Below are 11,849 nucleotides of genomic sequence, written 5' to 3' on the forward strand. Positions count from 1 at the left end.
ATTTGCCGGTTCCTTCCGCAGCAAAGAAAGTACAAACCGGCTGCAGAGAGGTAGTTACTAAGTATGAATACAGAGTCGCTAAACAGGGCATTGTACGGTAGTAAGCTCACAGCGTATAAAATTATGCGCTGGACAACGTACACCCTGACCATCCTGGCCATCGGGTTGCTTATTCTGGCCCACGGCGTGGTGGAGGACCAGGCACAGCTCAGCCTATTTTTCCGCGCCATCGATGGCATCCTGGCTACCTTTGTCGTCCTCTACCTGCTGCGCATACTTTATACCTTCGAGCGGAAAAAATTTCTCAGGCGCACCTGGTTCGAGGGGATATTGATGGGGATCGTGTTCCTGAACGAGCTCTTTACCTATGGTTTCGGAATCCCGCTGATCTATACCGCTTTTGAGGGGATGGACATCCCGCTGTCGGTGGAGTGGTACCGCGTGAGCATCTCCATGTACATGCTGGTATTCCTGACGGTGGAGCTGCTGGAGACGAGGGTGCACCTGAAAACCCTGCAACTCAAGCCATCGCTCACCTTCCTGCTCAGCTTCATCCTGCTTATCCTGCTGGGCACCGGGCTGCTGATGCTGCCCAAGATGACCACCACGCCGGACGGGCTGCGCTTTATCGACGCCCTGTTCATGGCCACCAGCGCCTCCTGCGTTACCGGCCTTGCTGTGGTGGACCCCGGCTCCTACTTTACCTTTACCGGGCAGGTGGTGCTGCTGCTGCTCATACAGATGGGCGGCCTCGGCATACTTACCTTCGCCACGTTCTTTGCCTCCCTCATGCGGCAGGGCGTCGGCGTGAAGCAGCACGTGGCCATGCATGAGTTACTGGAGAGTGAGTCCCTGTTCTCAGCCAAGGGACTGATGCGGAAGCTGATTTACCTGACCGTAACGATAGAGGGTATAGGCGCTGTGATGATCTTTATGACGTGGGGGAGCGAGGTGGAGTTCACCAGCCTTGGCAGCAAGATCTTCTTCTCAGTTTTCCATGCGGTTTCAGCCTTCTGTAACGCAGGTTTCTCGCTCTACCCCCAGGGGCTTTACACGGAGCCGGTGCGGTTCTCTTACATCATGCACCTGGTGGTGGCCTTGCTCATCATCTTTGGAGGCCTTGGTTTCCCGGCTATCATCGATATGTTTTCTCCTGCGTCCATGCGTGCCCGGATGGCTGCGCCCTGGAAAAACTGGAAAATGTTGACCCGCGTGATCATTTATACTACGTCTGCCTTGCTGGCGCTGGGCACAGTTGGCTTTTTCCTGCTGGAGTACTTTAACACGCTCTCGCAAATGACCTTTGCCGAAGCGCTGATCACCGCCTTCTTTCAGTCGGTGACTACCCGTACTGCTGGCTTCAATAGCGTAGATATCTCGGCGCTTACAGTGCCTACGCTCATGATGTTTATTGTGCTGATGTTTATCGGCGCCTCGCCGGGCTCTACAGGCGGCGGTATCAAAACCACCACCTTTGCGGTGATCTTGTTTGCGGTGGCGGCCACTGTGCGCAACAAGCGCAACTTGGAGATGGGGCGCCGCACCATCCCGCACTCGGTGGCCTACAAGGCCTTTACGGTATTTACGTTTGCAGCTATCTTCAACATCTTCTTCATCTTTATACTTACCATTTCTGACGCCCAGTTCGATATTATTAACCTGGCTTTTGAGCAGGTGTCGGCATTCGCCACGGTGGGGCTGAGCACAGGCATCACGGCAGGCCTGTCGGATGTGGGCAAGTGCGTGATCATCAGTTCCATGTACATCGGAAGAGTGGGCTCGCTTACACTGGCGCTGGCGCTCAGCACGCGTGTCGACACATCCGCCTACAAGTACCCCAGCTCCCATTTGCCGGTGGGATAGAGGAGTTCAAGAGTTAGAGAGTTGGAGAGTTTAGGGGTTAGAGAATTAAGGTGAAAGAAAAACAAATTTTGGGTTACTCCCAAAAAGAGGAGTCCGGTTGTTAAGCACAACCGGACTCCTCTTTTTATATGTGAAAAGTATAAAATGATACGTTATACTACACTTTCTAACTCTCTAACCCCTAAACTCTCTAACTCTCTATAATCGGGCTAAACTCCTTTACCGTCTGCACAAAGCATTTCACTTTCTCAGGGTCTGTGTCAGGGTACACGCCGTGGCCCAGGTTGGCGATGTGGCGCTGCGGCCCGAACTCCTTCAGCATCTTAATAGTCTCTTCCTGTATCGTGTCGAAAGAGCTGTAGAGCAGGCACGGATCCATGTTGCCCTGCAGGGTTTTGTTCGGCCCCACCTGCTGGCGGGCCTTGCCGATTTCCATGTTCCAGTCCAGGCCTATGGTTTCGCAGTTTAGCTTGCTGAAATCCTCCAGCGCAAAGAAAGCCCCCTTGGCGAACACCGTTACCGGCACGTTGCGGATGGCGTTGCAGATCTCGGTGATGTATGGCAAGGCGAACTGGCGGTAGTGCGCCGGCGAAAGGATGCCTGCCCAGGAGTCGAAGATCTGGATAAGGTTGGCACCTGCCTCTACCTGCGCCTTCAGGTAGGCGATAGTCGTGTCGGTGATCATGCGGAGCAACTCGTGCGCCAGCTTAGGGTTGGTGTACAGCATGCCGCGCGCGTGGGAGAACGTCTTGGAGCCGCTGCCTTCCACCATGTAGGCCAAGATCGTCCAGGGGGCGCCAGCAAAACCGATGAGCGGCACACGGCCGTTCAGGGCTCTTTTGGTTACCTTGATGGCGTCCAGCACATAGTGCAGGTGCTCGTGCGGGTCGGCCACGCGCAGTTTCCGCATGTCTTGTTCGGTACGAACCGTATTGGGGAAGATCGGCCCGCGCTTTTCAATCATCTCATAGGTGCAGCCCATTGCTTCCGGCACAACAAGTATATCCGAGAAAATGATGGCGGCGTCTACGTCCAGAATATCAACGGGTTGTATAGTTACCTCGGCGGCCAGTTCGGGCGTTTCCACCAGTTCCTTAAAGCCGCTCAGGCTCTCACGTACGGCACGGTACTCAGGTAAAATACGGCCAGCCTGGCGCATCAGCCAAACTGGGGTGCGCTCCACGGCCTCACCACGGGCAGCTCTCAAAAGCAGATCGTTCTTCAGTTGCATGGCACAAAGATACGTTAAAAATACCGACTGACGGAAGATGATTGTTGTCATCAAAACGACAGCCGCTAAACCTTTAAACTGTATTATGAACTTTGTACTGTGCTTTGCGCTGCCTGGTTGGGTTAACTAAGAAAGAGATGAAGCCGCGTATACTTTACCGGCCTCCGAAAAACAGCGTCTGTATGCCGGTGCTCACAAAGTTTACCCCGATGGAGAGCACGATAAAGCCCATAATTCGCGACAGTGCCGATAGCCCGGCCTTGCCCAGGTAACCTACCAGCTGGTGGGCAAAGACAAGTATGATAAAAGTAGCTACGGCTACCAGCGTAATAGCGGCAAGTATAAGGCTGATGTCGGTGTAGGAGAGGGCGGAGGTGAACATGCCGATGCTCACGGCAATGGCGCCCGGACCGGAGAGCATGGGCATGGCCAGCGGAGTAAAAGAGATGTCGTCTTTCTCCAGCCCCTCCTGCAGCACGCCCTTCGATACTTTTTTGCCACGATGCGCCTTACTGGTAAGCAAACCAAACCCCGCCCGCATAATCATAAGTCCGCCCGCTATCCGGATGTCCGCAAGCCCGATGCCGAAGAAATTAAGCACATACTGCCCTGCCAGAAAGAAGACCGAAAGGATGAGCGCCATGTAGATGCAGGCGCGCAGTGCCTGCTGGTTGCGGTTGCCGGCCGTGTCGTCCTGTGTGAGGGTGATAAAGACAGGCATTGCCCCGAATGGGTTTACGACCGTGAAAAGGGCGGTAAAAGTGGCCAGTACTGCTTCCATGACTTGCTGTGGTTATGGCCACAAAAGTATAGGGCAAAGATTACCGTAGCATTACAGGCATGTTGTGAGATGGTTAAGAGGCAGAAATTTTAAAGTATGGTTTCAGAGAGCGTTTGGCCCCAGGTACCGGTTTATACCCGAGGCCATACGTTGCATGCGGGTTTATTTTGTGGCAGGGGCTGCCTCGGCGGCTTTTTTGCGGGCAGGGCGCCGACGGCTTTCCTTTCGCTTCACATACACAGCGGAGCGACCTTTGTCATCCTCTTTCCGGATGGTGAAGATGTCCTTGTAAGCGTCTATCAATTGCAACAGCTGGCCGTAGCCGAAGGTACGCGGGTCAAAACTGGGGTCGAGCTGGCGCAGGTTGGTGCCCATCATGCCCAGGTGCGCCCAGCCATCCTCGTCTGCCGACATTCCGAAGGCCTCCTTTAGAAGCGGCACCGGGTTGGGGCGTTGCTGGTTTCCGGTGCTGTCGCTAACCTTCTCAGCCTGATCAACTTTCTCCTCAATGTTATCTATCAGGTTCTCGGTGAAGATGAACACGTTGCAGGCGTTTACAAAGGGCTTCGGGGTTTTGCGCTGGCCAATGCCCATCACAAAAATGCCCTCCTCGCGGATGCGGGTGGCCAGGCGGGTGTAATCGCTGTCGGAGGAGACGATGCAGAAGCCGTCCACCAGGCCCGAGTGGAGCAGGTCCATGGCGTCGATGATGAGGGCGCTGTCAGTGGCGTTCTTCCCAACGGTGTAGCGGAACTGCTGTATGGGCTGTATGGCGTGGTTGTTCAGGCACTCTTTCCACCCGTTCATCTGGGGGGTGGTCCAATCGCCGTAAATTCGCCGGATGGTGGGGGCGCCATACTTGCCAGCTTCGGCCAGCAGCTTGGCTATCAGGCTGGGCTGGGCGTTGTCGCCGTCAATCAGCATCGCCATTTTGTCAATCTTATTGTTTTTTGATAAATTTTTCATCTACTAAGGGTTAGGGGCAGGAGCAAAGTGCATCCGGCCTTGGCTGGAACTCGCCATACATAGTTATACTGCTATTCTTGCCGGAGGTTGTGGCAGCCGTAAAGAGGGCGGGGCTAAGTATAAAAGGCTATATTTGTTATCGGCTGTTGTACAGCAGGCTATAAATGTAAGTATAATTTAGCTACCGGCAGTAAGTTTTTAATCAACGCCCCTGGCGTAGCAGCAGCACGACTTTGCTTAACCACGTATACATCATCCATATGAAAAAGTATAAAACCACACTTTTAGCGATGGGCGTAACATTGTTAGCCTCGCTGGGCACAGCGAAGGCGCAGGTTTTTAAGGCCGAGGAGCCACTGGCGCACACGTACTCTATCGTAGCCCGCGATCCGAAGACCGGTGAGATGGCCGTGGGCGTGCAGAGCCACTGGTTCTCGGTGGGCACGGCGGTACCCTGGGTGGAGGCAGGCGTGGGCGTGGTGGCCACGCAGTCGTTCACAAACAAGTCGTTTGGCCCCCGGGGCCTGGCGCTTCTGCGGGAAGGAAAAACCCCGGAGGAGGCGCTGGCTATACTGCTGGCCGACGACGAGGCCCGCGAGGTGCGGCAGGTAGCTATACTTGATGCCAAAGGAAATGTGGCCACGCATACGGGCAAGCAGTGCATCCGCTATGCCGGGCATATCTCCGGGAAAAACTTCTCGGTACAGGCCAACATGATGCTCACCGACAAAGTATGGCCGGCCATGGCCAAGGCCTTTGAGCGAAGCGAGGGGCAGCCGCTGGCCGAGCGGGTACTGCTGGCCATGCAGGCAGCTGAGCGCGAGGGCGGCGATATACGCGGCAAGCAGTCGGCGGCGCTGGTGGTGAAGGGGCAGAAGAGCGACCAACCCTGGGACGACAAGACCATTGACCTGCGCGTGGACGACCATGCCGCACCGCTGGAGGAACTGGAGCGCCTGCTGAAAGTATACCGTGCCTACGAATACATGAACGCCGGCGACCTGGCTATCGAGAAAGGGCAGATGCAAAAGGCCATGGAGGCGTATGGCAAGGCGCAGGCCATGTTCCCCGACAACCTGGAGATGAAATACTGGCACGCGATAGGCCTGGCCAACAACGGTCAGATAGAAGAGGCTGCCAAAATTCTCCGGGAAGTATACAAGAAGGACCCGAACTGGCGCGAACTCACCACCCGCCTGCCGGAAGTCGGGCTGCTGGATGTAAGCCGGGCACAGATGGAGAAGCTGCTGAAGTAAGCATCTCGAAAGTATAAAGTATAAAGAGCAACGGCAGGAAAGCTGTTGCTCTTTTTTTGGCTTTCTAGACCTTCTTCCATTTTGGTAAGGTTATGGTTAGGGCGTATGGAATTTTGCTTCGGATGTTCTGATAATTTATAGAGTATATTATTGCTTTGTTTAAGATGGAAGTCTGTAGTTACTGATGCTGAAGTATAAGCTTTATAGCCTCTGTCCCTACAAAGTATAAACCCACCCCTAGCCCCTCCGGGGAGGGGAATTAGACCTCACCCCAGCCCTTTCCTAAAAACTGGAGAGGGAGTTTCACGATACCGGGCCCAACTCCATAATTCTGCAGTACTGGTCCAACCACCCCTACCCCTCCTTGTCCAAGGAGGGGAGTTCTGTTCTGGCTCCGTCAGCCGTGGCTATCGAACTGTTCCCAGTCCTTGGGTTGAGCGCCTTCTAGTGTTGCGGTGCTGAGCTTGCTCAGCAGCCCGGAGCGGAGCGAGGAGCAGCTTCAATAGACAGCGCGATGCCAAAGGACGAGCCCTTCCGGGCTGGAGAGCACCAAAGCAGGAAATGAAACAAGTTGCTTGTAAGTCTGGAGGATGAACAGTAGCCTAGAAAGTATAACTTAGTTCAAGTCGAAGGAAGCAGCGGCTAAGTAAGTGTAGCCCAAGTATGAAGTATAAAAGACTGGCTCTGCGAGCCAGTCAGGTTATAAACCCGACATTATAATAGGCACGGGCTGCAAACCCGCGGCAGCGGAGTAAAGCCGAGGATCAGCAGTGACTATCAGGTGTAGCTCGTTTCAAGATAGACAAAGCTACTTCTATTAAAGTATACGTTTGCGGCTAAGGAAATCCGCAGCAGGCAAAGTGTGTCTCTCAGGTTAGAAGGAACCTGGGCTGAGCATCTCTCAAATATAATCCTTAAATTAAACCCCTCTAACAATAACCTATTTCACCTTTTACAAAATGTTGAACAAAAAGAACCTCCGCTGCCTGCTGGCGGCGGCTGCCGCCACGGCACTCACTCTGCCAGCCATGGCGCAACAGAATTATACGCAGGACTCTGTAACGATAAAGAAAATCTACGACAACGCCCTCACCAGCTATGAGAGCTACGAGAACCTGCGCTTCCTGACCAAGAACATCGGTGCCCGCCTGAGCGGCTCTCCCCAAGCCGCCGCCGCTGTGGAGTGGAGTCGCCAGGTGATGGAGAAGATGGACCTTGATACAGTATATCTGCAGGAGGTGATGGTGCCGCACTGGGTTCGGGGCGACAAAGAAATCGGGCGGGTGGTCAACTCCAAGCAGGTTGGCTCCGTGGACATGAATATCCTGGCACTGGGAGGCTCTGTGGGCACAGGCAAACAAGGCCTGAGCGCTGAGGTAGTGGAGGTGAAGAGCTTTGAGGAGCTGGAAAAGCTCGGTAAGAAGAAAGTGAAGGGCAAGATCGTGTTCTTCAACCGTCCTTTCGACAACACCCATTTACACACGGGCTCAGCCTACGGCGGTGCTGTAGACCAGCGCGGTGGCGGGCCTGTAGCAGCCGCAAAACTTGGTGCGGTGGGCGTGTTGGTTCGCTCCATGACGAATGATATCCAGGATGTGCCGCATACCGGCAGTACCCGCTACCAGGATGGTGTGGAGAAGGTTCCGGCGGCAGCCATCAGTACCAAGCACGCGGAGCAGTTGAGCAGTTTGCTGAAAGATGATCCGAACCTGAGGTTTTACATGCGCATGACTTCTGAGACGCTGCCGGATGTGCTGTCTTACAACGTGATCGGTGAGATAAAAGGCACAGAGAAGCCCGAAGAGATCATCCTGGTTGGCGGCCATCTGGATTCCTGGGACGTGGGTGAGGGTGCTCACGACGATGGCACAGGTTGTATGCAATCGATAGAGGTGCTTCGCCTGTTCAATGAGCTGGGCATCAAGCCGAAGCGCACCATTCGGGCGGTGCTGTTTATGAACGAGGAGAACGGCCTGCGCGGTGGAGTGAAGTATGCAGAGGTAGCCAAAGCGAAAGGAGAGAAGCACATTGCTGCCATTGAGTCGGATGCCGGGGGCTTTACACCGCGCGGATTCGGACTGGATGGCTCAAAAGAGCAACTACAGGCCGTGCTGGCCTGGAAGCCCCTGCTGGAGCCTTACGGCCTGCACGACATTGCCCCGGGCTACGGCGGCGCTGACATTGGGCCATTGAAAGGGCAGGGCGCTGTAGCTTTGATCGGTTTTAAGCCGGACTCACAGCGTTATTTTGATTACCACCACACCGAGATAGACACGTTTGAGCAGGTAAACCGCCGTGAGATGCAGTTGGGTGCCGCCTCCATGGCTTCGCTGGCATACCTGCTTTCGGAGTATGGCCTTAATGGTGGCACGGCCAAAGTTCAGAAGTAAGAGTAAGGCTAAAGTATGAGCTTTACAGAGGGCCACTTGTATGAGTGGCCCTCTGCGTTTTCGGTCCTGGCTTATACCTTTCCTGGCGCAGATCTTCAGACTTGTGACCCCAATTGCTTGCGCGGGTTTGAAACCCGACTGGCTCGCAGAGTCATGCTTCATACTTCGGCTATACTTGACTAGCCGCTGCTTCCTGCTCTCTACACAGGCTATACTTTCAAACTTCTGCTGATCCTCTAGACCCACAAGCGGCTCCTTTCATTTCCGACTTTGGTGCCCTCCAGGCCGGGAGGCCTCGTCTTCCCGCATCGCGCTGTGTTCCCTCCTGCGCCAAGGCGCTGCCGCTTTCGCGGCACCGGATCTCACAAGGCGCTCAACGGAAAGAATGGGTTCGGTTTTCGATAGCCGCTGCTTAGCAACATGAACCGGAACTCCCTCTCCTGTTTTTAGGAGAGGGCTGGGGAGAGGTGAAATTCCCCTCTTGGGAGTGGCAGGGGTGGGTTTATACTTTGTAGGGACAAGTCGCGACCTGTCCGCGCGATACCGGCGGCTATGCAATTTATACTTTAGCCAACGTATAAGCAGGCTCCCCTTCTTCGTCAAGTCTCGAATCCCGTTGCTTCGTGGGAGAGGGGCAGGGGGACGAACCGGTATTGCAATGCCTTGTTATCTATTCATTCCGCAATTTCCAATCCAGACAATTATCAAAGAATAGCCAATGTACAAAGTATGGCTGAGGGAAAGCATACAAGTATAACCCCACATCAACCTGAAATCCTACGGCAGCAGCAGCGAGCTATCCCCGTAGCTCAGGAAGCGGTAGTCGTGTTCCAGGGCGTGTTGGTATACTTTGCGCCAGTTCTCGCCGATCAGGGCAGAAACCAGTAGCAGCAAAGTACTCTCCGGCTGGTGGAAGTTGGTAACCAAGCCCTGGCACATCCTGAAAGTATAGCCGGGTGCAATAATGATCTGCGTGCTGGCGTGCAGGTGGTTTACATGTTGGTGGTCCATGTACTGCAGCAGGGCCTGCAGTGCCTCCTCCGCTGAGGGCGGGTTTATACTTTCGTAGGCCTGCCATTGGCTTACCTGCAGTTCCTGCACCGGCAGCTCCGGTTGCTGCAGCACCTTGGCGCCCAGCCAGTAGATGCTCTCCAGGCTGCGCATGCTGGTAGTGCCGACAGGTATCACCGGCTCGCCCTGCTGCTTCAGTAACCTTTCAAGTATACTTCTGCTGATGTACACCTGCTCGGCGTGCATCTCGTGCGCCTCCATAGTGTCTGCTTTTACCGGCTTAAAGGTGCCGGCTCCCACATGCAGGGTCAGGTAAGCGGTGTCTATACTTTGTGCTTTCAGCGCTTCCATCACGCGGTCCGTGAAGTGCAGACCGGCGGTTGGGGCGGCCACGGCCCCCTTTTGATTGGCGTAGATGGTCTGGTAGCGGGTATGGTCATCGGGGGTGAGGTCGCGGTTGAGGTATGGGGGCAGCGGCAAACGGCCGCAGCGCTCCAGCACCTCGGCAAAGGTGAGTTCTTCAGGTTCCCACGTGAAACGTATCAGAAAATGGCCTTCCTGCTGCGCCTCACGCTCGGCTCGCAACATGCCTCCCTCAAACTGTAAGGTCACAGGCCCGCTCTTCCAGCGCTTGTTGTTACCCACCAAGCACTTCCAGGTGCTGCCGCCGGTTTGCTGCATGGCCAGCTGCACCTCGCGGTGCGGGGCCACGGGCTCCAGGCAGAAGATTTCCACCAGGCCCCCGGTTTCTTTCTGCATCAGCAGCCTTGCCTGTACCACCCTCGTGTCGTTAAACACCAGCAGCGTGTGCGGTGGCAGCAGTTGCGGCAGGTTAGTGAATGTATGATCTGTGATATGGCCCTTCTTGTAGAGCAGCAGTTTAGACTGGTCGCGCTCCGGCAGCGGAAATTTGGCGATGCGCTCCTCGGGCAACTCGTACACAAAATCCTTTATCGCCAGTTTCTTCGGGTCAGTCATCTAAAAGTTAAGAGTTAAGAGTGATGAGTTAAGAGTTTTCGGTGCATCCTATAAGTATTCACGGCTACCTGCCCTCGTGCTACTTTTCCGCGGTTTCCTGCAGGTCGTCCAGCTCCAGCTCCAGCGCCTTCACCGAGATCTGTATCTCGCGGATGGCCAGCGCCAGGGAGATCAGCATCATCAGCAAACTAAAAGCAAAAACATACTTGCCAGCCTCCCTGTAATCGGCAAACAGCAGAAACATGCAGAGTACGCAGCCAAACATGCTCAGGCTACCGAAAGCCTGCATGTTCCGGATCAGGACCAGGCGCTCGCGCAGGTTCTTTATCTGGCCGTACACCCGCTGGTTGCGGGAGGTGGCGTAGCGGTCTTTCAGGCTGCGGATAAGGGAGGCCAGCCCCAGGAAACGGTTGGTAAAGGCCAGCAGCAGCAGTGAGAGCGCCGGGAACAGCAGGGCGGGCGTGGTCAGGGTGATTTCCATCTGGGATACTACTATCAGAGGCTTTTCAGGAAATCCTCGTCCAGCGGCTCTGTGTCGTCGTCATCTTCCGGGTTATGAGGGGCGTCCCAGTCCACTTCGCTTAAAAGCTCCAGTCCTTCCATAATCAGCTCGTCCAGTTCCTCTTTGGTGCCCGAGTCCAGGGTGAGTTCGAACAGGTGCAGGATCTGCTCGCGCTGTGGGTTGACAAAGATCTCGTGGTACAGGTTATCAAACGAGGCGATGCGCTTCTGCACGATTTTGTCTATTTCGCGGGTATTTTTGGCCTTGATCGCCTCCTGCAGCACCTCCAGCACCTCTTTGCTCTTCTCGTTCTCGGCCAGGCGCAGAAATGCCTTCACAAATGCGATAGCCACGCCCAGGCGCAGGCGCTCAAATCGGTAACTCAGCTGCTCCCTGCTGCTGCCCTGGGAGAACTTCGCCTCCCGCAGGGCACGCTCCAGGTCGGTGTACACGGTGGCGGCCCCTTCCTCAAACACAGGAGGGTTGGGGCTGTCGAAGGCGGTTTCTAGTAGCAGTTCAAAGCTTCTGGCGCTCATGGCAGGTATGGTTTAGCATCTGGAAATAAGACTGCAAAGGTAACAGTTTATACTTTCTTTCACCATGCCTTGTTCGCCCTGTGCAACTAAGCTGTCTGCCTAGCATTGTTGTACCTTATTTCTTAGGATGATAACTATACCTTAATGTGCGCTGATAGTATTTATTTAATTTGGCTGCTACCTTCCAGGCAAAAGGTTTACACCCCTTTGCCTGGAAGGTAGCCGAAAGGCAGGCAGGCAGATTTTTTGATTTTTCAGAGGATGCTGATGGACGGGGCAGGTGTTGTGCTGTGTTATACTTTAATTATTTGTAAGTATAATCATAGTTACGTTTA

General features: G+C 54.6%; 9 protein-coding genes. 3 read left to right on the forward strand and 6 right to left on the reverse strand.

Annotation, left to right across the window (positions count from 1 at the left end; genetic code table 11):
• The first annotated feature begins 123 nt into the window (after positions 1 to 123).
• The gene (locus OH144_RS00970; RefSeq protein ID WP_266204421.1) at positions 124 to 1,863 is read left to right on the forward strand and encodes a TrkH family potassium uptake protein; all 1,740 of its coding nucleotides are present in this window, start codon (positions 124 to 126) and stop codon (positions 1,861 to 1,863) included.
• A gap of 190 nt (positions 1,864 to 2,053) precedes the next feature.
• On the opposite strand, the gene hemE is transcribed toward OH144_RS00970, so the two are convergent.
• From hemE to OH144_RS00985, 3 genes are all read right to left on the reverse strand, one after another.
• Positions 2,054 to 3,094 (reverse strand): uroporphyrinogen decarboxylase, encoded by a 1,041-nt coding sequence (hemE, locus tag OH144_RS00975; RefSeq protein ID WP_266204423.1) that lies wholly within the window; start codon positions 3,092 to 3,094, stop codon positions 2,054 to 2,056.
• A 154-nt stretch (positions 3,095 to 3,248) separates the two neighbouring features.
• Complete coding sequence (locus OH144_RS00980; RefSeq protein ID WP_266204424.1) at positions 3,249 to 3,875, reverse strand: MarC family protein; 627 nt, start codon at positions 3,873 to 3,875, stop codon at positions 3,249 to 3,251.
• A 162-nt stretch (positions 3,876 to 4,037) separates the two neighbouring features.
• The gene (locus tag OH144_RS00985) at positions 4,038 to 4,841 is read right to left on the reverse strand and encodes an NYN domain-containing protein (protein ID WP_266204425.1); all 804 of its coding nucleotides are present in this window, start codon (positions 4,839 to 4,841) and stop codon (positions 4,038 to 4,040) included.
• Positions 4,842 to 5,101: 260 nt separating this feature from the next.
• Between OH144_RS00985 and OH144_RS00990 the strand changes: the two genes are divergently transcribed.
• The gene (locus OH144_RS00990; protein ID WP_266204426.1) at positions 5,102 to 6,097 is read left to right on the forward strand and encodes a DUF1028 domain-containing protein; all 996 of its coding nucleotides are present in this window, start codon (positions 5,102 to 5,104) and stop codon (positions 6,095 to 6,097) included.
• A gap of 959 nt (positions 6,098 to 7,056) precedes the next feature.
• Complete coding sequence (locus OH144_RS00995; RefSeq protein ID WP_323134766.1) at positions 7,057 to 8,487, forward strand: M20/M25/M40 family metallo-hydrolase; 1,431 nt, start codon at positions 7,057 to 7,059, stop codon at positions 8,485 to 8,487.
• 777 nt (positions 8,488 to 9,264) lie between these two features.
• Here the strand turns inward: OH144_RS00995 and OH144_RS01000 are convergent.
• The 3 genes from OH144_RS01000 to OH144_RS01010 all read right to left on the reverse strand — a co-directional run bounded on the left by OH144_RS01000 (position 9,265) and on the right by OH144_RS01010 (position 11,514).
• Positions 9,265 to 10,476: an S-adenosylmethionine:tRNA ribosyltransferase-isomerase gene (locus OH144_RS01000; protein WP_266204427.1), complete on the reverse strand. Its 1,212-nt coding sequence runs from the start codon at positions 10,474 to 10,476 to the stop codon at positions 9,265 to 9,267.
• A gap of 79 nt (positions 10,477 to 10,555) precedes the next feature.
• The gene (locus tag OH144_RS01005; RefSeq protein WP_266204428.1) at positions 10,556 to 10,957 is read right to left on the reverse strand and encodes a DUF2721 domain-containing protein; all 402 of its coding nucleotides are present in this window, start codon (positions 10,955 to 10,957) and stop codon (positions 10,556 to 10,558) included.
• Between the two features lie 14 nt (positions 10,958 to 10,971).
• On the reverse strand, positions 10,972 to 11,514 hold the full coding sequence (locus tag OH144_RS01010) for a hypothetical protein (protein ID WP_266204429.1): 543 nt from the start codon (positions 11,512 to 11,514) through the stop codon (positions 10,972 to 10,974).
• Positions 11,515 to 11,849 lie beyond the last annotated feature (335 nt).

This window comes from Pontibacter kalidii, from assembly GCF_026278245.1.
Lineage (GTDB): Bacteria > Bacteroidota > Bacteroidia > Cytophagales > Hymenobacteraceae > Pontibacter > Pontibacter kalidii.